The organism is Phyllobacterium chamaecytisi (assembly GCF_020164455.1).
In the GTDB taxonomy this organism is placed as follows: Bacteria; Pseudomonadota; Alphaproteobacteria; order Rhizobiales; family Rhizobiaceae; genus Phyllobacterium; species Phyllobacterium chamaecytisi.
Map to the genome: position 1 here is coordinate 278,251 of NZ_JAIQWW010000007.1, position 21,291 is coordinate 299,541.

Below are 21,291 nucleotides of genomic sequence, written 5' to 3' on the forward strand. Positions count from 1 at the left end.
CGCGCGGTTTAAGCTATGAGGTCCGGCCGGTCTTCTGACTGAGGTTCACCTGAACCGCGCGCCTTCCGGATATCTCCGTGGCATCTGCGCGGCCCATCCCCTTTACAGCGTTGGGCACGTGCCGGATTCTCACCGGCTTCCCGATTCTCCCGCAAAAAGCAGGCACCGGACCTTCAGTCCATTCGCCATAGAAAAGCTCTTGGCGCAAGCCTTAGATCGGATAAATCCATTGCTCGGGCACCCGCACGTCGACCTTTTCACCGGCGCGAATGGTGCCCGGTTTCTCGACCCAGGCGACGATGCCACGCAGGCGCTTCGAGACCCTAACGAAATCGAGCGCTGTCGTCGTGTGATCTTCTGTGTCTGCATGTTCGCCGATGGAGCGTCCCGCCACTTTGCAAGGGGCATTTTGCCCGTCGACCTTCAGGGTGACGCCTCCTTCGAAGAACATCAGCGTCCGTGGCGGCAGCATCGAAAGCGCCGGAATACCGTCAATGACCATGTTGCCGCCGATCCATTCAGCCTTCAGATCAGACAATCCCATGCCAGCAGCGACATCCGCTAGTTCGTCCGATGCGAGAATGGAAAGCTGGCGCTCGTTGCGCATTTCCGTGCCGCGCGGATACCAGGGCTCACGCCCGCCGGATTTGCGCGTCGGACCAGCATGAAAATCGCCAACGATGCCATCGAACGTGAGCTCAAGCGACGCTGCCGGCGTCGTGACAAAGTCGCCTGCGAGAGCTTCGAATAATCCACTGACCCGCCCGCTAAGCTTGCGTGAAGGGAGTATTTCGGTTCTGGTTTCAAACAGGTCGGTCATTGAGCCACTCCGTGAGACTCCCCGCATACTAGAAATTCAAGCCACGAAAACCAGCAAATAAGCCTTATGGGTTCGTCAAAAATGGTGATGGAAGAACGTCTCCGCCTCCCACTACCGTTTATCGAGTTAGCGGCTTGTAGCTAGGACGCTTCGGGTTGACGCTGTCCGGGCCAAGGCGGCGGATCTTGTCGTTCTCGTAGTCCTCGAAGTTGCCTTCGAACCATTCCACATGACTGTCGCCTTCGAATGCGAGGATATGCGTCGCCAGCCGGTCGAGGAACATGCGATCGTGGCTGATGATCACGGCGCAGCCTGCATATTTTTCCAGAGCGTCCTCAAGCGCCGCCAACGTTTCGGTATCGAGATCGTTGGTGGGCTCGTCGAGAAGAAGAACATTGCCACCAGCCTGCAGCATCTTGGCCAGATGCACCCGGTTGCGCTGACCGCCGGAGAGATTGCCGACCTTCTGCTGCTGATCGCCGCCCTTGAAGTTGAACGCCGAGACATAGGCGCGGGAGTTCATCTCGTACTTGCCGAGCTTGATGATTTCATTGCCGCCCGAGATTTCTTCCCAGACGTTCTTGTCGGCCTTGAGATGATCGCGGCTCTGATCGACATAGCCGAGATGCACGGTTTCACCGACACGGATGGAACCGGAATCGGGCTTTTCCTGCCCGGTGATCATCTTGAACAGGGTGGTTTTACCTGCACCGTTGGGACCGATAATGCCGACAATGCCGCCGGGTGGCAGCTTGAATGTAAGGTTTTCGATGAGCAGTCGATCGCCGAAGGATTTGGTGAGACCTTCCGCTTCGATCACCACCTGACCAAGGCGCTCGCCTGCCGGAATGAGAATCTGTGCATCGCCCGGCCGCTGATCGTTGGCCGCATCCACCAAGGCGTCATAGGCCTTGATACGCGCTTTCGACTTCGCCTGACGCGCCTTGGGGCTCGCCGAAATCCATTCGCGCTCGCGTTCCAGAGCTTTCTGGCGCGAGTCGTCTTCGCGGCCCTCCTGCTGCATGCGCTTGGCCTTGGCACCGAGATAGGCCGAATAGTTGCCTTCATAAGGAATACCACGACCGCGATCGAGTTCGAGAATCCAGCCGGTAACATTGTCGAGGAAGTAGCGATCGTGGGTGATCAGCAGTACCGAACCCTTGTATTCGCGCAGATGCTTTTCCAGCCACGCGGTGGTTTCCGCATCCAGATGGTTGGTCGGCTCGTCGAGGAGCAACAAGTCCGGCTGCGAAAGCAGAAGACGGCATAGAGCCACACGGCGGCGTTCACCACCGGAAAGGTTGGTTACCTCACTGTCGCCAGGCGGGCAGCGCAATGCTTCCATGGCCATCTCGACCTGCGATTCCAGATCCCAGAGATTCTTGGAATCGATGATATCCTGCAACTTCGCCCCCTCGTCGGCGGTCTCGTCGGAATAGTTCATCATGACTTCATTATAGCGGTCGAGAATGGCCTTCTTATCGGCAACCCCGTCCATGACATTGCCCATCACATCCTTTGTGGGATCAAGAACGGGCTCCTGCGCGAGATAACCAACTGTCGCGCCCTCGGCCAGCCAGGCCTCGCCCGTATATTCTCTGTCCATACCGGCCATGATCTTGAGGACCGTCGACTTACCGGCACCGTTCGGTCCGAGGATACCGATCTTGGCATCGGGGTAGAAAGAAAGATGAATGTTTTCAAGAACCTTCTTGGTTCCATATGCCTTGTTCAGGCCGGCCATATGATAGATGAATTGGCGTGCCATAACGCGCGTCACTCCGATGTTCGGGATTTTAGGGACATGAATTTGCGCCGTATGTAGGCGAAAGGGGCTCCTGTGGCAATGGATGGGTGGCTTATTTCGAGCAGCGGACCGAGGTTAAGCTCCTTCTTTGCCACGCCCTCATCTGAGTCTGGCCATTTGGTCCGAGGCTGCCGATTTGCCGGATAGCAATGCTGCTGTGCGTGGTTCGACAAGCTCACCATGAGGGAGATGGTTGGGTTGTAGTGGAGCCAAGAATTGCTGGGTTGGTGACTATCGGTGCAATCCTCAATCTCCCTCATGGTGAGCTTGTCGAACCACGCACAGCGCCGTTGCCATCCGGCCTCATTCAACAGGGCAAGCCCCAAAACGAGCGAAACCGGGCGCGGATATTTCCGTCACCCGGTTTCCCCTCTGGTGCCGCATTCGGGGAGCGTCCTCTTCTCCCCTGAACGGCCATGTAACTGGCAGAAACCGAGTGCGTTTCATTGTTGCAGTTGCAACGATCGCACATTCAATCTCTTTCGGAGTGAAGTTCTGAGGCAAGTTTTTATCGATTGCAAGAGGCTTTGCAAAATAAAATTGCATATGCTTTGGCGTGATTATTTATTGTGCAATAACGAAAAAAATTAAGCGGATTTTATCGGAGTTTATTGCGCATTGACTATTCGTGCGCCACCACTTCAACTGCGACGGGAGGCAGAGAATGGCATTCGAAGACGTAGAAACGATTGCAAGCGCGACAGGGGCAAAACTTGCGATGCGGTTTTCCGCGGCCGAGGGTCAGGCGCACGCCATCGTCCAGATCAGTCACGGCGTCAGTGAACATTCCTTGCGCTATGCGCGGTTTGCCCAATTCTTGAACGGACAAGGTTTTCACGTCTATGCGCACGATCATCGCGGACACGGCCTTACCAAGGCAACTGGCGCTCCGGCAGGACGATTCGCGCAAAGCGACGGGGTCATGCACGTTCTGGACGACATCGATGCCATCAACAGTCTTGCCCGCCAGCGTCACCCTCACCTCCCCATGATTCTGTTCGGGCACTCGCTCGGCGGATTGATCGCAATGAACTACGTGCTGAAGCATCCGGGTAGAGTGGATGCCGCGGCGATCTGGAACGCCAATTTCTCTGCTGGACTTCTCGGCCGGGTCGCGCAAGGAGTCCTGCGTGCCGAGCGTATGTTTTTGGGATCGGACGTTCCAAGCATGGTGCTACCGAAATTCACCTTCCAGCAGTGGGGCCGCAGCATTGCAAACGCCCGTACGGCGTCTGACTGGTTATCGCGCGACCCTGACGAAATAGATGCCTATCTTGCCGACCCATTGTCGGGCTGGAACCCGACAGTGAGCATGTGGCGCGATATTTTCGACTTCATCTTCACCGGTGCAGACAATTCGTTGCTGGCCAACGTCCCTCGCGACTTACCCTTCAATCTCGTCGGCGGTGCAGAAGATCCGGCCACTGAAAAGGGCAAAGCTGTCACGCATCTTGAACGCAGAATGAAACAACTTGGATTTTCCAATGTCACGACGAATATCTACGAGGGTACACGGCATGAAGGCCTCAACGAGATCAACAGGGAGGTAATCATGCGGGATTTTGCGGATTGGGCGATACGAACAGTTTCGAAACGACCGACACATTTGGAGAGTGCTTGAAACATGACTGATGCTCCTCTCAAGGGTGTGCGCGTCATCGAACTCGCTCGCGTTCTGGCCGGGCCATGGGCCGGACAGGTTCTCGCCGACCTTGGCGCTGATGTCATCAAGGTGGAGAATCCCGCCGGAGGCGACGAAACGCGTGGGTGGGGACCGCCGTTCATCGCCAGCAGCGAAGGCGAAAATCTCTCTGCCGCCTATTTTCACTCATGCAACCGCGGCAAGCGTTCAATCACCTTGGATTTCACGACCAAAGAGGGACAGGAAACCGTCAAGGCACTGTGTCGTACTGCAGATGTCGTGCTCGAAAATTTCAAGGTAGGCGGCTTGAAGAAGTACGGCCTCGACTACGCATCTTTGAGCGCCGACAATCCGCGCCTCGTCTATTGTTCGATCACAGGCTTTGGTCAGGACGGTCCGTACGCAGCCCAGGCGGGCTATGACTTCATCATTCAGGGCATGTCGGGGCTGATGTCCGTTACCGGCGCACCCGACGGCGAGCCACAAAAGGTTGGCCTCGCCGTCGCCGATGTATTCACCGGACTCTATTCCGTCATTGCCATTCAGGCCGCGCTGGCACACGCAGCGAAGACAGGCGAAGGCCAGGTGATCGATATGGCCCTGTTCGACGTGCAATCCGCTGTCATGGCCAACCAAGCGATGAACTATCTCGCGACAGGCAAGAGCCCGCACCGGATGGGCAATGCGCACCCGAATATTTCGCCTTACGAGGTTGTGCCGACATCTGACGGTCATATGATTCTTGCGGTCGGCAATGACGGGCAGTTCGCCCGGTTTTGTAGCATTGTCGGGCTGACAAATCTCGCCAGCGATCCTCGCTTCCTGAGCAATCGAGCACGACTGGAAAATCGCATCGAACTGACGGCCCTGATCCGGACTGAAACACAGAAACGCACCCGCGCCGAATTACTTGACGCCTGTTCCCGAAATGCTGTTCCCGCTGGCCCGATCAACCAGATTGGCGAGATGTTTGACGATCCGCAGATCGTGTCGCGGCAATTGCGGCTTGATCTCGACGATGGTCACGGCAGCACCATACCTTCGGTGCGCACGCCAATCGTCATGTCGAAAAGCCCGCTTTCCTATCAACGGCCTTCGCCACGTCTTGGTGAGCACAGCGCTGAAATTCTCGAGGAACTGAAGGATGCATCCGATGAAAACGGGCGGTGAATTGATTGTGGAAGCCTTGGCTGCCAATGGGGCCGAGCGGTTGTTTTGCGTACCGGGTGAAAGCTATCTTGCCGTGCTCGACGCGCTTTACGACGCAAAGATAGGCGTCACCGTTTGCCGGGCCGAGGGCGGAGCCACGATGATGGCGGATGCTTGGGGAAAGCTCACAGGCAAGCCAGGCATCTGCTTTGTCACACGGGGTCCCGGGGCAACCAATGCCTCCCCTGGAATCCACATCGCCAAGCAGGATTCAACGCCACTGATCCTTTTCATTGGCCAGGTGCAACGCGACGCACGTGAGCGCGAGGCCTTTCAGGAAGTCGAGTACCGCCGCTTCTTTGCCGATACAGCGAAATGGGTGGCAGAAATCGACGATGCACGGCGCATTCCGGAATTCGTCACGCGAGCCTTCTCAGTCGCAACCTCAGGCCGTCCTGGGCCTGTCGTGCTGGCGTTACCGGAAGATATGCTGACCGACAAGGTCGAAGCAGTCGCCGCTCAGGGCTGGCAGCCGGTCGAGACGGGTCCTTCTCCGGCAAGTATCGAAAAGCTCGCCGATCTTCTTCAAGGCGCAAAACGGCCTTTCATGATCCTGGGTGGGTCGCGCTGGAATGAAAACGCAGTCCAGTCGATCACACGCTTTGCCGAGAAATGGCACCTGCCTGTCGGCTGCTCATTCCGGCGGCAGATGCTGTTCGATCATCTGCATCCGAATTATGCTGGCGACGTCGGGATCGGCATCAATCCGGCTTTGGCGGCGCGCGTGAAAGAAGCCGACGTGTTGCTGCTGATTGGCGGGCGTTTCGGCGAGATGCCCTCGTCCGGCTACACGCTGATAGACAGCCCTTATCCAAAGCAGACTCTGATCCATGTGCATCCAGACGCGGATGAACTTGGACGGGTATATCGCCCAAGCCTCGCGATAAACTCAGCACCCGACGTGTTTGCCGAAGCTGTCGAACATCTTGCACCGCCGTCCCACATCAACTGGCCAGGGGAAGCGGAAACCGCGCATAAATCCTACCTCGCCTGGTCGACGCCACCAAAGACCGGACCCGGAAAGGTCGCGATGGGACCAATCATGTCCTATCTTGAGAGCGTGCTGCCAGAGGATGCGATCATGACCAACGGCGCAGGCAATTATGCCACGTGGTTGCATCGCTTCCATCGATTCCGCCGCTTCGCCACCCAGGCGGCTCCGACGTCGGGCTCCATGGGTTATGGGCTGCCAGCTGCGGTTGCAGCCAAGCAGCTTTACCCAGAGCGAATGGTCGTCTGCTTTGCCGGCGACGGATGCTTCCTGATGAACGGACAGGATTTTGCAACGGCGGTAAAATATGAGCTGCCGATCATCGTCCTTGTCATCAACAACAACATCTATGGCACGATCCGCATGCATCAAGAACGCGAATATCCCGGGCGAATATCTGCGACCGACCTTACGAACCCGGATTTTGCCATGCTTGCCCGCGCCTATGGCGGGCACGGCGAGACAGTGGACGCCACGGAGGAATTCGAAGGAGCGTGGCAACGGGCCGTCGCAAGCGGCAAACCCGCAATCATTGAAATCCGTCTCGATCCCGAAGCGATTACACCGGCGAAGACTCTCTCTGACATTCGCAATAAGCGTTGACCGCCAAGGTGACCATTACGGCTTCGTAATGCAAATGAGGATGGCACGGCGGCGCTTTCGATGTTATGGAGCGCGCCTGAAGTCCCACTACGAAAGCGTGCAACTTGAGCAATCCGGCAATTACGATCGTCATTCCGTGCCGCAACGAGGCCGCCAATCTAGCCTTTCTCCTCGATGAAGTGGATGCAGCCATGGAAGGCCGCAGCTACGAAGTGATCGTGGTCGACGATGGCTCTACCGACTTGACGGGTGAAGCATTGGGCGAGCGGATCAAGGCCGGGAAGCCTCTGCGCCATATTCGTCACGACAAGTCTGCTGGGCAAAGTGCAGCCGTTCGCTCGGGCGTATTCGCGGCAAGGGGTAAGGTCGTGGTCACCATGGATGGCGACGGGCAAAACAATCCGGCCTACCTGCCACGGCTGGCCGATGCACTGCTGCAGGCCGGTCCAGCAATCGGCATCGCGGCGGGGCAGCGCCTGAAGCGCACCGACACGAAACTGAAGCAGTTTGCATCGAAATATGCCAACAAGCTGCGCAGCGCGATCCTGAAGGACAATACGCGCGACAGCGGCTGCGGCCTTAAGGCACTGCACACCCAACTTTTCCGCGAATTGCCTTTCTTCGATGGCTGGCACCGTTACCTGCCTGCATTGGTGATCCGTGAAGGCTATGGCGTCGTGCATGTCGATGTCCTCGATCGCGAGCGCCGTCACGGCAAATCGAACTACGGCATTCTCGACCGCGGTCTGCGCGGTATTCTCGACCTTTATGGCGTCTGGTGGCTGCGCAAGCGCCGCAAGACCGTTCCAACGATTACGGAGATCAGTCATGGCTGATGCTATTACCAATTGGCTGCACTCGGTTTTCGTGGCCCAATTCGACGCCTGGATCCTGCTGGGCTTTTTTGCGCAGGGCTGTTTCACCATGCGTTTCGTCGTGCAGTGGATTGCCTCCGAACGTGCCAAGCGCAGCGTCGTCCCGGTGACTTTCTGGTTCTTCTCGCTGTTTGGCGGTGTGCTGCTTTTTGTCTACGCAGTCGTGCGTAAGGATCCGGTGTTCATTGCCGGTCAGGGCCTCGGACTGATTGTCTATATTCGCAATCTCTGGCTGATCGCCAATGAGAAAAAGGCGATGACGCTGGACACGTGAGCAAGGGATGTTGATGACCTCTTCGGATCTCGCTCCCGGCGGCGGCACAAAACTTCGCGCCAGCCATTATTTACTGCTGGTTTTCATCTGCTTCGTCTCCTTTGTCCCGGGGATCGCCTCGATACCGCCGCTCGACCGCGATGAAGCACGATACGTCCAGGCGACACACCAGATGGCTGAAAGCGGCGACTATGTCGACATCCGCTTTCAAGACGCATCGCGCTACAAGAAGCCGGTTGGCATTTACTGGCTGCAGAGCGCTGCGCTCAAGCTCACAGGCTACAATAACGACGCCCCGATATGGGTCTACCGGTTAGTCTCGGTGGCCGGCGCTACGATTGCGGTGCTCGGCACGGCTGCTCTGGGAGCATTCCTTTTTGGCCAAAGCGCCGGCCTTATGGCCGGTATTGCCCTTGCGGCAATCGTTATGCTCGGTTTCGAGGCGCGTGTGGCAAAAACTGATGCGACGGTGCTGGCGACGGTCGTCATCGCACAGGGTGCACTTGCATCGATATGGATGGCAAGCCGCAAGCAGGCTGCAGCCAAATGGGCACCAGCAGTGACCTTCTGGGTGGCAACCGCAGCCGGTGTGCTGATCAAAGGCCCGATCACTCCCTTTGTCAGCGTTTTGACGATGGGCTCTCTCAGCCTTTTCTACCGCGAGTGGCGATGGCTGAAACGCCTGAAGCCAATAACCGGTATCCTTATCCTGCTGGCAATCGTGCTGCCATGGCTCATCTTGATCACGCTGAAAAGCGGCGGTGCCTTCTTCAACGAATCCGTCAACAAGGATTTCCTGTCGAAGGTTGGCGATGCGCAGGAAAGCCACGGCGCGCCGCCAGGCTATTTCGCCCTGATCTTTGTCGTGTTCATCTGGCCATTTGGCGTACTCGCTATACGCGGCGGGCTGCAGGCGTTGAGCCGGCTGCGCGAGGATCCGCGCCTTGCTTTCCTGACTGCGTGGTACATCCCGTTCTGGCTTGTAACGGAGCTTATCCCAACGAAGCTGCCGCACTACATCCTTCCCGCCTACCCCGCCTTGCTGTTGATGATGGCTTGGGCCATCGACACCGGGATCGCCGCCCAGCCCTATCGCGGCCGCTGGCAAATCTGGGTCGAGCGACTGACGCTTCTTGGCCTTGCCGCTGCGACACTCGGCTTCATGGGGGCGGGGCTTGTCCTGCCCTATGTCATGACCGGATCATTCTCGTTTCCGGGGATCATTGCCTTCTTTACTGCAGCTGCCGCCGGTGTCTTCGCCAGCGGCCTAGTATTGAATCACAATCTCAAGCGCGCGCTGCAAGCCTCTGCAACCTTTGCGATTATTACGCTCACGCTGCTAACATGGGGCGTCGTTCCGGCGCTGACGCCGATCTGGCTCAGTCCGGCCATTGCCAATGCGTTCAATGCCGCCAAACCCTGCGACAACAGCATATTGGCTTCCGCCAGTTATGCTGAGCCAAGCCTGGTCTTTCTTGCCGGTACGAAGACGGTCCTCACCGACGGTGCAGGGGCGGCCAAGCACCTCAGCAACGATCCGGCCTGTGCGATTTCAGCAGTCGATGAACGGGAACACGACGCCTTCATCAAGGCTCTGCCGCAAGGCGAGACGTCGGTTACCGCAGTCGGGACTGTCAGCGGCATCAACTACAGCAAGGGCCGCAAGACGACCATTACGCTGTACAAGGCCGCACAATAATCGATTGACTTGCGACTAATGTCGAATTGACGGCGTCGCAAAGTTTATAGGAATATAGTCCTTTAAAAAGGACCGTATTCATGCATCAATCACCCAAAGACAGCCCGGCCTACCACAAGCTGCTATGGCAGATAAGAGCTAACGATTCTTCCCTGAGAACACCAAGACGTGGGTGCTCAGCGGCGCAAGCCAAGCAAGACCATCGACTCCTGCAACAGAAGCAGGATTTTCTCTACAAGCAGCTCGAGTTTTTGGACGAACTTGACCTCTTCCTCAAATTTGATCCAGATCAGCCTCGCGTGCCTGCTGGAAATTCTGATGGCGGGCAATGGACGAACGGCCAAGGTGGGATTGATCCAATCACCGCTGGCGCCACATTGGCGCATAGTAGTTCGGGCCCGCAAAGCAGCTCATGGATTAAACGGACCGAGCAACTGGGACAGCAGATCGACCGTGAAACTCCACTGCGGGCCATTGTCAGAAACAATCCCGTTATCCGTTCTGCCACGGCTCTACTTTCGTTCCTGAAAGCACCTGAACTTGAATACCCGCTAGCGGACGCGGTTGCGCAATACAACGCAATTGCAGCTGCTGATGATCCTTATGTCGTGCCAATCCTTTCTCTGCGCGCAAGGCAATTTAGCAAAGGCGATTCCGACGCAAAAATCTGGGCGAGCGTTCGCCAGGCGGATATGGATACTGTTAGCAAGTTTTGCCCCAGATACTGGACGATACAAACTATAGCCGACAGCGTTGCATCGACGATGGGACCCATTGGGTCCTATGGAACACCGCAAAACTACGGAACTCAGTTTCACCTGCGTGCGGCAAATATGGTGAACGGCTTAGGCGACAGCACTCTGAAAGCAGAACTATTTCTTATGGCTCCACTGGCCGGCGCACCATCCGGGTACTACCGGCAAGAAGTCGGCATCAGGGAAAAAGGATCACTCGGGCTCGATGTTCATGAGACAGTCAGGAGCGATCTGACTTGCATCTACGATTTCAAGACGGGGATAAAAGAGCTTGATCTCGCACGGATGGGGGTTTTTGCCCATTCAACCGCGAAGACGTTTCCCAAAACGGAGGAGTTCTTTGTCATACAGATCAAGCCAAGTGCCGGTTCCATCAGGAGATAGTCAATGACCACTATTAAAGACGTACGTGATGCAATGCGCCCGCTCATTCAGCGCCGGAACGACCTGATCTCGACAGGACGATTTGTCTTCATCAAGCCCGTGCAGCATTTGCTGCGCGGTGTCTATATTGGAAGCTCGATAGATCCGAGTGTCTTCGTTCCGAAAATTTCAGTGCAATTGCTTGTCCCTAAAACGGAAATCAGAGCTCTTGGCTGGGGCCTGCGGTTCAGCCAAGCCAACTATGGCGAGTACATCAGGAAGTCCGGGTGGACTATGAACAAGCCAGACATAATCGCGCAAATGCTGGACATAATCGAGGGCGCTCTGCCGGAGCTCTATGCCATCGCAAGTCTGGATGATTATTTTGCCTTTCTCTCTGCCATGACGGTGCCAGAGGTCAGCTCAACAACAATTGAACTTTTCGAGGTATTGATACCCGCCATGAAAGGGGAATTTGATATTGCACTGAGCTTATTGCAGAAAAATAGGTCGGTAGCTGAGCATGTGGATCGGCTTTCGCCGGAGTTCTATCCGGCGCTCTTGGCTGGAGATCGAGTTGAAATTGCCCGAATTCTCCACGAATGGGAGGCAATCTCCGTCAAAACCTACAAGATCGAAAAAATTTGGGAGCGAACGCCATTTCCATTGGAATTGCAGGACGGTTAGCTAGTCAACCTTTGCCTGAAGCCAATCTCTGATCAATTTCGGTTCGTCGTCATGCAAACCATGACCAGTGGGAAGCACATGGGTTGTGACATCAGCGCCGCAGTTTTCTAGTTGGGCTGTCATCAACTTCACATCGTCCGGAGAGCGCCTTGTGTCCTCTTCGCCCGCGCTAATGAAGACTGGAAGACCGGCGAGCTCCGGGAAAGCCTCGTCTGGTGCGGGCGAAAGTGGCCGTATTAAAGTTGCGCCAGCCACAAGAAACGGTGCATGAAAGAGGATCGATGCTGCCGTGATCGCACCATTGGAGAAACCGAGAAGAATAGGCTTGGATCTTAAGACGCCCGTTTCCAGGGCTGAAGCCAGGAATTCGCACAAACGGTACGTCTGATAGCCCAGATCAACGTAATCGAGGCTCCTGTCATTATTCCTTTTGAAAAAGGCATACCCCGTCTCCCACTCGACTGCCCCTCTTATGGAAATACAGCGTCTATTCTGACCTATGCTTTCGGAAAGCGGAATCAGGTCGTTCTCGTTGCCGCCACTGCCGTGCATGAGAAAGAGCGGCGTGGAGCTGGTCTCATCGCCGGCACTTGCATAGCGAAATCCGTTCAGTTCGTGCACGGAGAGCTATCCCTCTGCATTTCGGTCAGGTATTGGCGCTCTTGCCCACCAGTGGTCGTCCGACAGAGTGGTATTCCAGGCCAGAGCCTTCAAGGTCCTGCGCGTTGAAGACATTGCGCAGATCGAACAGGAGTTTGCCGCTCATGAGCGTAGAAACCCGCTTGAGGTCAAGCGCACGGTAGGCATTCCATTCGGTCAGCAACAGTGTGATCCCTACCCCGTCGACGGCCTCATAGGCAGACTTGCACCAGGTGACATCGCGCAGGACCGACTCTGCTGCCTCGCGTGCCTCAGGATCGTGCGCTCGCACGCTCAAGCCGGCCTTCTGCAGGGCTGGAATAATATCGAGCGCCGGCGACTCGCGAATGTCGTCCGTGTTGGGCTTGAAGGCAATGCCAAGCACGGCAACGGATTTCGCCCCGGTCCGCCTCGCTGCTTCGATCACCCGCTCGGCCATGGAACGCTTGCGCTGTTCATTGACAGTAACGACCTGCTCGATAAGGGTTTGGGGCGCATTGACCTTGCGTCCGGTCGCCGCATAGGCACGTGTATCCTTCGGGAAACACGACCCGCCAAATCCCGGCCCCGCATGCAGGAATTTCGATCCAATGCGGTTGTCCATGCCGATGGCCCGCGCCACGTCCTGTACGTTCCCTCCAGCTTTTTCGCAAAGGTCAGCCACCTCGTTGATGAAGGTGACCTTCATGGCCAGGAAGGCGTTGGCGGCATATTTGATAATCTCGGCATTTTCCAGGGTCGTGACGATCATCGGCGTTTCGCGCAGATAGAGCGGACGATAGACGCGCTTCATGGCCGCTGTACCGGCATCATCATGAACGCCGACGACGACGCGGTCTGGCCGCAGGAAGTCTTCGACGGCCGAGCCTTCGCGCAGGAACTCCGGATTGGAGACCATGGAGAACGGCACATCGGGCCGTGCCTTGGCGATACGGGCACGCACATCGGCGTTGGTGCCCACGACCACAGTCGATTTGATGACGATGACCGCGTTCGGCTTCATCGCCGCAGCGATTTCATCGGCAGCTGCGTGGATATATTGCAGGTCGGCTTCACCATCGCCGCGCCGCGAGGGCGTCCCGACGGCAACAAAGATAACATCGGCATCGGCAACGGTCTCTGCGAGTTCAGTCGTGAACGTCAGGCGCCCGTCGCGCGCGTTGCGCACCAGCAGCTCATCGAGGCCCGGTTCGTAGATCGTAACCTCGCCAGCCTGCAACCGGTCGATAATCGCCGGGTTTTTATCAACACAGGTGACCTGGAAGCCGAATTCGGCAAAGCAGACACCCGACACCAGACCGACATATCCGGTCCCGATCATCGCAATCTTCATTGAACGGTCCAATCCTTATCTTGGCGGGACGTTTCGCATATTAGCCCCGCCATGCCAATTTCAAGGTTGCTTTGAGGGTGCTTTACTTGCGTGACGGCCCCTTGCGTTCAGCCGAGGCAGCCCAAAGATTGACGTTCGCATCGGTTGCATAGCTATCGATCTCGGCAAGCTCGGCATCTGTGAATGCAAGATTGTCGAGCGACTTGACGCAATCGATCACCTGCTGCGGCTTGCTGGCGCCGATCAGAGCGGTGGTGATGCGACCCTTCCTCAGAACCCACGCGATTGCCATTTGCGCGAGTGTCTGGCCGCGTTTTGAAGCGATCTCATTGAGTGCACGAATGTTGTCGATGTTGCGCTCGTTGAGAAAATCCGGATTAAGCGACTTGCCCTGTGCCGCACGGCTCTCTTCGGGCACTCCCTTGAGATATTTGTCGGTCAGCATTCCTTGCGCCAATGGCGAGAATACGATGGAACCGATGCCGAGATCTTCCAGCGCGTCGATTAATCCGTCTTCCTCGATCCAGCGATTGATCATCGAATAACTTGGCTGATGGATGAGGCATGGCGTGCCAAGCTCTTCGAGAATAGCTGCCGCCTCGCGCGTGCGGTGGGAGTTGTAGGATGAAATGCCAATATACTGGGCCCGGCCGGACCGCACGATTTGATCCAGCGCCATCATCGTTTCTTCGAGCGGCGTATCGGGATCAAAACGATGCGAATAGAAAATGTCGACATAGTCGAGGCCCAGCCGCTTCAAGCTCTGATCACAGCTGGCGATAACATATTTGCGGCTGCCCCATTCGCCATAAGGCCCGGGCCACATGTTGTAGCCCGCTTTGGAGGAGATGATCAGCTCATCGCGATAACCTTTGAAGTCATTGCGTAAAATGTCGCCGAATGCTTCTTCCGCAGAACCGGGAGGCGGACCATAATTATTGGCAAGATCGAAATGCGTGATGCCGAGGTCAAAGGCTTGACGGCAGATCGCCTGCTTGACGTTGTGTGGGGTGTCGTTGCCAAAATTGTGCCAAAGCCCAAGAGAAATGGCCGGCAGCTTGAGTCCGCTCCTGCCGCAACGGTTGTATTTCATGGTGTCGTAGCGCTTGGAGTCCGGTGTCCAGCTCATGGTATTCGTCCTGCTCTTGTCCATACATTATTGCCGCGGGAGGCGACTCCACGCGCGCCGGACTATGCCCCATACGCATGGTGATGTCATGACATGAATTGGCGCGTGGTGTCGCAGATCACCCGACGAAGAGGGTTGCCATTTGCCACGTGCCTCAGGCTTTGATGACTTGGCCTTCATTGTCAAACCGGTAGGTCCGGCCCGCATCCGGAGTGGCATAGAGCACGCCATCCACATCGTAATTGTGCTCGCCAAAGAGGCGAACGGTCAGTGGGCCGAAATCAGTCTGGAGGTAAATGATTGTATCCGCGCCAAGATGTTCGACATGGATCACAGAGCCTTTCCATTCGCCGGATGTCTTGCTGACCTGAATGTGCTCTGGACGGATGCCGATGGTTTTCGCACCGCTCTGGCCGAGCTTGGTTGCATCGATCAGGTTCATTTGCGGCGACCCGATAAAACCGGCGACAAAGACTGTCTGCGGCGAATTATAGAGCGCCATCGGTGAGCCAACCTGTTCAATCCTGCCTCGGTTCAACACTACAATCTTGTCGGCAAGTGTCATCGCCTCGACCTGATCATGTGTCACATAGATCATGGTTGCCTTGAGTTGCCGGTGCAGACGCGCGATCTCGATACGCGTGTTGACACGTAGCGCAGCGTCGAGATTCGACAACGGTTCGTCGAAAAGAAACAATTGCGGCTCGCGAACGATGGCACGTCCAATGGCGACGCGCTGGCGCTGGCCACCGGACAATTCCGCCGGACGGCGTTCGAGATAATCACCGAGCGACAGCATGTTCGAGGCGATCCCGATGCGCTCCTTGATTTCGTAGGCTGGTTTACCTGCCTGCTTCAGGCCGAGACCCATGTTGTCGCGCACCGAAAGATGAGGATAAAGCGCATAGGTCTGGAAAACCATGGCAATGCCGCGTTTCGCAGGCGGCGTGTTGTTCACCTTTTTGCCGTCGATCAATATGTCGCCTGAAGTGGCATCCTCAAGCCCTGCAATTACCCTCAGCAATGTGGATTTGCCGCAACCGGACGGCCCGACAAAAATCACGAACTCGCCATCCTTGACCTCAAGGTCAATGCCTTTCAGCACATCGACCTGACCGAAGGACTTGCGGATATTTTCAATTTTCAAAGAACCCAATGTCTTGTTCCCGTTTCTTGATTCAAATTCATAGATTAACTGGTTGACCGGTCCGCACGCTTTCATCTGCTGCCAGGCAGACGCTGAGCGAACGTACGGCGTCCTGCATATGCCGGTCGAGGTCGAGATCTTCGTGGATAGCTTTGAGGACAAACGCCTGCTCCAGATCGCAGAGCTCCTGATGTCCAGGTTCGCCAGCCATACTCAAAAGCTCGTCGGGCTTTGCGAAGCGGCCATCCGGTCCAAGCTTTGCCGAGTGCAGACGAATAGTCGAAGTTTTGGTGTGAGAGTCGATGTCATCCGATTTGGCGTTTTGGTCCATGACGATCGAGACGCAACCGTTAGGCGAAATCACATCCTTAACGAAGAACGCCGTCTCCGACATCATCGGGCCCCACCCGGCCTCGTACCAGCCAACGGTGTTGTCATCGAACAGCACTTGCAGGTGGCCGTAATTGTACATGTTCGGGTCGATCTCATCGGTGAGACGTACACCCATACCGCGCACCTGAACCGGCTTGGCGTCGGTGATCTGCAGCATCACATCGAGATAATGAACGCCGCAATCGACGATGGGCGACGTGGTCTTCATCAACGACTTGTGCGTTTCCCAGGTAGCCCCACTCGACTGCTGATTGAGGTTCATGCGGAAAACGTAAGGACCGCCCAGCTTGCGGGCTTCTTCGATAAGCCGCATCCACGACGGATGGTGGCGCAGAATGTAGCCTATCACGAGCTTGCGCCCATGTTTCCTGGCGGCAGCAACGACCCGCTCCGCATCGGCCACCGTCGTAGCCAACGGCTTTTCGACGAAGACATCCGCGCCCGCTTCCATGGCGGCAATCGCATAGGCTGCATGGCTGTCAGAATATGTGTTGATGGAAGCGAGGTCAGGCTTCAACTCGGCGAGTGCCCTGTCGAAGGAGGGGTGGATCGTGTAGGCGCCAAGCTCTTCCGGCAGGGGCACGACAGAGCGATTGACCAGCCCGACGATCTCGAAACCGGGATTGAGGTGATAGGCGAGCGCATGGCTGCGGCCCATATTGCCGAGCCCCGCCACAAGAACCCGCACTGGCTTTTGAGCCATCATTTGACCGCTCCCGAAGTGATGCCGCGGATCAACTGCCGCGAGAAGATAAGATAGAGAACGAGGACCGGAACAATAGCCAGTGTCAGCGCGGCCAGCACCGCATTCCAGTTGGTGACGAACTGCCCGATGAACACCTGCGAGCCGAGCGTCACGGTCTTGGTGGCATCGCTCGGGGCAAGGATAAGCGGGAACCACAGATCGTTCCAGATCGGGATCATTGTAAAGACGGCAACTGTCGCCATCGCGGGCCTCACCAGCGGCAGCACCAGACGGAAGAAGATCGAATATTCCGACAGGCCGTCAATGCGTCCGGCATTCTTCAGATCATCCGAAACGGTTTGCATGAATTCAGTGAGAATGAAGACCGCGAGCGGCAGACCCTGAGCGGTGTAAACAAGGATGAGCGCGGTGAGCGTGTTGACCAATCCCGCAGCAACCATGCCTTGCAAAATGGCCACCGTTCCCAAACGGATCGGGATCATGATGCCGAGCGCGAGGTAAAGGCCCATCAGGGTATTGCCGCGGAAGCGATACTCCGACAGCGCAAAGGCCGCCATTGCTCCGAACAGCAGGACGAAGAAGATCGAAACGCCGGTTACGATGAAGCTGTTCTGGAAATACAGAACGAAATCCCCCTGTCCAAGAACCGTCTGATAGCCGATGAGACTGAACGTCGACGGCGTTGGCAGACCCAGTGGATCACGGAAGATCGAACTCCGGTCCTTGAAGGAATTGATGACGGTCAGGAACACCGGAAACAGCGCGATCAGCGTATAGATGATGAGCGCCAGATGGACGAGACCGGTGCGGACGGGCGATGCTGTTGGCTTTGCCATGGATCGCTGCTCCTAGAACTGGTAGCGGCGCATACGCCGCTGGATCGCGAAAAGGTAGAGGCAGACGCCTGACAGGATGATGAGGAACATCACCGTCGCGATCGTCGCGCCCATGGATTTGTCGCCAATCTGCAACTGGAAACCGAAGAAGGTGCGGTAAAGTAAAGTACCGAGAATATCCGTCGCGCCGTCCGGTCCGGCGAGTGCACCCTGCACCGTATAAACCAGATCGAACGCATTGAAATTGCCGACGAAAGTCAGAATGGAGATAATGCCGATGGATGGCAGGATTAGCGGCAGCTTGATCTTCCAGAACTGGCTCCATCCGGTCACGCCATCGCATTCGGCCGCTTCAAGAACTTCTTCGGGAATGTTGAGCATTGCCGCATAGATCAGCATCATCGGAATGCCGACATATTGCCAGACCGAGATCAGCGACACGGCGATCAGCGCACTACCCGGCTTACCTAGCCATGGCGAAAAGAGAGATTTCAACCCAACCAGATCGAGCAGGAAAGGCGAAACGCCCCATATTGGCGACAGGATGAGCTTCCAGATAAAGCCGACGATCACGAAGGATAGAAGCGTCGGCAGGAACATCGCTGTGCGATAGAAGGCACCAAAGCGCAGCTTCGGCACGGACAGCAGCGCGGCAAGTGCCACACCGATGGGGTTCTGCACCAGCATGTGGATCAGGAAGAAAACGAAGTTGTTGCGGAGCGCATTCCAGAAACTGGCGGCCCAACGCGGATCGCCGAAGAGCACCTGGAAATTGGCGAAGCCGACGAAGATGCTCTGGTTGTCTTTGACGTTGAACAGGGAAAGTCGCAGCGTTTCGATGAGCGGCAGGATCATCACAGCCGTGTAGACGAGCAAGGCGGGCGCCAAAAACACCAGAATGTGCCAGCGCCGGCGGTGTCTGTCCTCAGCTCGATCGATCGATACTTCTGCGACTGTGCTCATTGAAAACTAAGACCCCTGCTTATGATTTTTGGCCGCAAGGAAAGCGGCCTGCGACTGCCGTTTTTAGCAATGATAGCGCAACAGCGTACCTTGCGCTGAGATAAAGAAATAGCCGGGACGATCATCCGAACGCCCCGGCTATCAATCACTTACTTGGCAGGCTTGTACCAGCTGTCGAGACCATCCTGCAACTTCTTGGCTGCAGCTTCCGGTGTGTCGGTGCCGTTGATGACGTTAGCCGATTCAACCCAGGTTTCGTTCTCGAGGTTTGGCGTACCGCGCGACAGGATCTGGTAGGTCGAGCGGATTGTCGGTTTGCACTTCTCGCGCCATGAGACGAATTCCTGTGCCAGCGGATCCTGCATCTTCACCGGTGTTGAATTCAGGCTGAAGAATCCTGGCAGCGCGTTGGCGTAGATCTCTGCAAATTCCGGCGAAGCAACCCATTCCAGGAACTTCTTGGCTTCTTCTGCGTGGCCACTTTTGGCATTGAGACCAACACCGATGTCGTTGTGGTCGGAAATGTAGCAGGCGTCACCGGCATTCTTCACAGGCGGCGGGAATGCTCCCATCTTGAACTGGGCCTGTGTATTGAACAAACCGATTTCCCACGAGCCGGCTGGGTAAATCGCAGCACGTCCGAGAGTGAACAGATTTTGGCTGTCCGGATAGGTTTGGGCTTCGAAACCATCGCCGAGATAATCCTTCCACTTGAGAAGAACCTTATAGGGCTCGACCCAATCAGCGTCGGTCAGCTTCTCTTCGCCCTTGATCAGCTTGGCGCGGCCTTCTTCGCCTTTCCAGTAGGTCGGTCCGATATTCTGGTAACCCATAGTCGCGGCTTCCCAGAGATCCTTTGTACCCATGGCCATCGGAATATAGGTACCATCGGCCTTGATCTTGTCGAGCGCGGCGAAAAACTCGGCTTCCGTGGTCGGAATAGCAATACCGAGCTTGTCGAAGGCGTCCTTGTTGTAGATGAAGCCGTGAATAACCGAAGCCATTGGCACGCAGAACGTGTCCTTGCCATCGTCGGTCGTCCAGGCGGACTTTGCTACGTCCGAGAAGTTCTTCATGCCCGGAAGATCATTCAGGCTCGCCAGATTGCCGCGCTTGAACTGCTCCAGCGATTTGTCGAAAGGACGGCAAGTAATGATGTCGCCGGCACTGCCCGCATCGAAGCGCGCACCAAGAGCAGCATCATATTCCGTCGGAGGCGTCGGAGCGAACTTGACTTTGATGCCAGGGTTCTTGGCTTCGAAAGCCGGAATGAGCTTTTCCTGCCAGACGGCCAGATCGTCGGTACGCCAGCTTTCGAGCGTCAGCGTGGTATCGGCGGCATGGGCAAAACCGGCCGTAGCCAGAATGCTTGTCGCCATAAGCAATGTTTTTAAAGTCGTGCTTCCCATTTTAGTCTCCTGTTGCACCCTTTTGAGCAGTGCCGTTAATAAGAGCCCCGGTTCCTAGCGAGAACCATGACTCTCTTTGAGTTCCGAAAGCGCCGGGCGAAGCCTCTGTTGATTGCTTTCGAGAAGGTTTGATGCATTTTCAGCGCTTGTCGCTCCAGCGGCGAGCAGGATCGCTGACTTGACCGAGCCACCACTGGCTTCGAGCAATTTTGCTGCGTCGCTCATATCGCAGGCGCTGATCGCCGATACGATGCGCGCTGCGCGCTCGCGTAGTTTGATATTGTCCGCGACGAGATTGACCATGTACCCGTCATGCACGTGACCAAGCCGGATGGCCATCAAAGTGGACAACAGATTGAGCGCGATTTTCTGCGCGGTGCCCGCCCCCATTCGCGTTGAGCCCGCCACCATTTCCGCCGGTGTTTCCAGCGCAATTGCTACGTCCGCCTTTTCAAACATCGGAACGTCGGGATTATTGGCGATCGAAATGATCTTGAGACCGCGCTCCTTCGCTTCGTCGATTGCGGCGAGTGCATAAGGCGTTGTGCCGCTGGCGGAAATCGCGATCAGGCAATCATCAGCCATCAACCCTGCCGCCGCAATGTCGCTTGAGGCCTGGCTCACATCATCTTCGTAAGTGCCGGCCAACCGGCTAAGACTGGCGACACCGCCAGCAAGCAGAATGACGACACGGTCGGGAGCAATGCCGTAAGTACCGGGTATTTCCAGCGCGTCCGCCATGGCCATCAGCCCTGAACTGCCCGCGGCTGCATAAGCGAGACGCCCACCCGACGCGAGCGTGTCGGCAGCAAGCAGGGAGGCTCGTGCGATGGAATTCATGGCGCGCGCAACCGAAGCGGCAGCTTCAAGCTGCGCTTCATGCAGCAACCGCAAAACATCTTCTGGCGACTTCTCGTCCAGTCCCAATGCGTTCTCGTTGCGCTGCTCGGTGCGGGTTAGTGCCACTGCTCACTCCTCGTTCCGATAATTAATGCCAAAAAAATACCACTT

19 protein-coding genes and 1 riboswitch are annotated in these 21,291 nt (G+C 56.4%); of the genes, 8 read left to right on the forward strand and 11 right to left on the reverse strand.

Features of this window, described 5'->3' with window-relative positions; translation table 11 throughout:
• Positions 1-7: 7 nt before the first annotated feature.
• Positions 8-185: riboswitch (cobalamin riboswitch) on the reverse strand.
• A gap of 26 nt (positions 186-211) precedes the next feature.
• Positions 212-820: an MOSC domain-containing protein gene (locus LB462_RS13680; protein ID WP_224508694.1), complete on the reverse strand. Its 609-nt coding sequence runs from the start codon at positions 818-820 to the stop codon at positions 212-214.
• A gap of 118 nt (positions 821-938) precedes the next feature.
• Entirely contained in the window at positions 939-2,588 is a 1,650-nt protein-coding gene (gene ettA, locus LB462_RS13685; RefSeq protein WP_224508696.1) for an energy-dependent translational throttle protein EttA, read from the reverse strand.
• A gap of 703 nt (positions 2,589-3,291) precedes the next feature.
• Here ettA and LB462_RS13690 point away from each other — a divergent pair.
• From LB462_RS13690 to LB462_RS13725, 8 genes are all read left to right on the forward strand, one after another.
• A complete protein-coding gene (locus LB462_RS13690; protein ID WP_224508698.1) occupies positions 3,292-4,248 on the forward strand; it encodes an alpha/beta hydrolase in 957 nt (318 codons plus the stop codon).
• 3 nt (positions 4,249-4,251) lie between these two features.
• Positions 4,252-5,439 carry a CaiB/BaiF CoA transferase family protein gene (locus LB462_RS13695; protein WP_224508700.1) on the forward strand — a complete coding sequence of 396 codons (1,188 nt, stop codon included), beginning with the start codon at positions 4,252-4,254 and terminating at the stop codon, positions 5,437-5,439.
• Positions 5,423-7,072 carry a thiamine pyrophosphate-binding protein gene (locus LB462_RS13700; RefSeq protein ID WP_224508701.1) on the forward strand — a complete coding sequence of 550 codons (1,650 nt, stop codon included), beginning with the start codon at positions 5,423-5,425 and terminating at the stop codon, positions 7,070-7,072. Before LB462_RS13695 ends, LB462_RS13700 begins: the two co-directional genes overlap by 17 nt.
• 104 nt (positions 7,073-7,176) lie before the next feature.
• Positions 7,177-7,908, forward strand: coding sequence for a glycosyltransferase family 2 protein (locus tag LB462_RS13705; RefSeq protein WP_224508703.1), 732 nt, complete (start codon positions 7,177-7,179; stop codon positions 7,906-7,908).
• Positions 7,901-8,221 carry a lipid-A-disaccharide synthase N-terminal domain-containing protein gene (locus LB462_RS13710; protein ID WP_112531790.1) on the forward strand — a complete coding sequence of 107 codons (321 nt, stop codon included), beginning with the start codon at positions 7,901-7,903 and terminating at the stop codon, positions 8,219-8,221. Before LB462_RS13705 ends, LB462_RS13710 begins: the two co-directional genes overlap by 8 nt.
• A gap of 13 nt (positions 8,222-8,234) precedes the next feature.
• Positions 8,235-9,920 carry an ArnT family glycosyltransferase gene (locus LB462_RS13715; RefSeq protein ID WP_224508705.1) on the forward strand — a complete coding sequence of 562 codons (1,686 nt, stop codon included), beginning with the start codon at positions 8,235-8,237 and terminating at the stop codon, positions 9,918-9,920.
• 80 nt (positions 9,921-10,000) lie between these two features.
• Positions 10,001-11,059: a hypothetical protein gene (locus LB462_RS13720; protein WP_224508707.1), complete on the forward strand. Its 1,059-nt coding sequence runs from the start codon at positions 10,001-10,003 to the stop codon at positions 11,057-11,059.
• Positions 11,060-11,062: 3 nt separating this feature from the next.
• Entirely contained in the window at positions 11,063-11,725 is a 663-nt protein-coding gene (locus LB462_RS13725) for a hypothetical protein (protein WP_224508709.1), read from the forward strand.
• Here LB462_RS13725 and LB462_RS13730 read toward each other — a convergent pair whose 3' ends face one another.
• The 9 genes from LB462_RS13730 to LB462_RS13770 form a co-directional block, all read right to left on the reverse strand.
• On the reverse strand, positions 11,726-12,346 hold the full coding sequence (locus LB462_RS13730) for an alpha/beta hydrolase (RefSeq protein ID WP_224508711.1): 621 nt from the start codon (positions 12,344-12,346) through the stop codon (positions 11,726-11,728).
• A 25-nt stretch (positions 12,347-12,371) separates the two neighbouring features.
• Complete coding sequence (locus LB462_RS13735) at positions 12,372-13,697, reverse strand: UDP-glucose dehydrogenase family protein (protein ID WP_224508712.1); 1,326 nt, start codon at positions 13,695-13,697, stop codon at positions 12,372-12,374.
• A gap of 82 nt (positions 13,698-13,779) precedes the next feature.
• The gene (gene mgrA / locus LB462_RS13740; protein ID WP_224508714.1) at positions 13,780-14,826 is read right to left on the reverse strand and encodes an L-glyceraldehyde 3-phosphate reductase; all 1,047 of its coding nucleotides are present in this window, start codon (positions 14,824-14,826) and stop codon (positions 13,780-13,782) included.
• 154 nt (positions 14,827-14,980) lie between these two features.
• Positions 14,981-15,982 carry an ABC transporter ATP-binding protein gene (locus LB462_RS13745; RefSeq protein WP_224508716.1) on the reverse strand — a complete coding sequence of 334 codons (1,002 nt, stop codon included), beginning with the start codon at positions 15,980-15,982 and terminating at the stop codon, positions 14,981-14,983.
• Between the two features lie 28 nt (positions 15,983-16,010).
• On the reverse strand, positions 16,011-17,069 hold the full coding sequence (locus LB462_RS13750) for a Gfo/Idh/MocA family protein (RefSeq protein ID WP_224508781.1): 1,059 nt from the start codon (positions 17,067-17,069) through the stop codon (positions 16,011-16,013).
• Positions 17,069-17,908 (reverse strand): carbohydrate ABC transporter permease, encoded by an 840-nt coding sequence (locus LB462_RS13755; protein ID WP_112531782.1) that lies wholly within the window; start codon positions 17,906-17,908, stop codon positions 17,069-17,071. The genes LB462_RS13750 and LB462_RS13755 overlap by 1 nt, the downstream gene beginning before the upstream one ends.
• Before the next feature lie 12 nt (positions 17,909-17,920).
• A complete protein-coding gene (locus LB462_RS13760; protein WP_224508718.1) occupies positions 17,921-18,871 on the reverse strand; it encodes a carbohydrate ABC transporter permease in 951 nt (316 codons plus the stop codon).
• A gap of 149 nt (positions 18,872-19,020) precedes the next feature.
• A complete protein-coding gene (locus tag LB462_RS13765) occupies positions 19,021-20,280 on the reverse strand; it encodes an ABC transporter substrate-binding protein (protein ID WP_224508719.1) in 1,260 nt (419 codons plus the stop codon).
• Positions 20,281-20,334: 54 nt separating this feature from the next.
• On the reverse strand, positions 20,335-21,246 hold the full coding sequence (locus LB462_RS13770; protein ID WP_224508722.1) for an N-acetylmuramic acid 6-phosphate etherase: 912 nt from the start codon (positions 21,244-21,246) through the stop codon (positions 20,335-20,337).
• Positions 21,247-21,291: the final 45 nt, after the last annotated feature.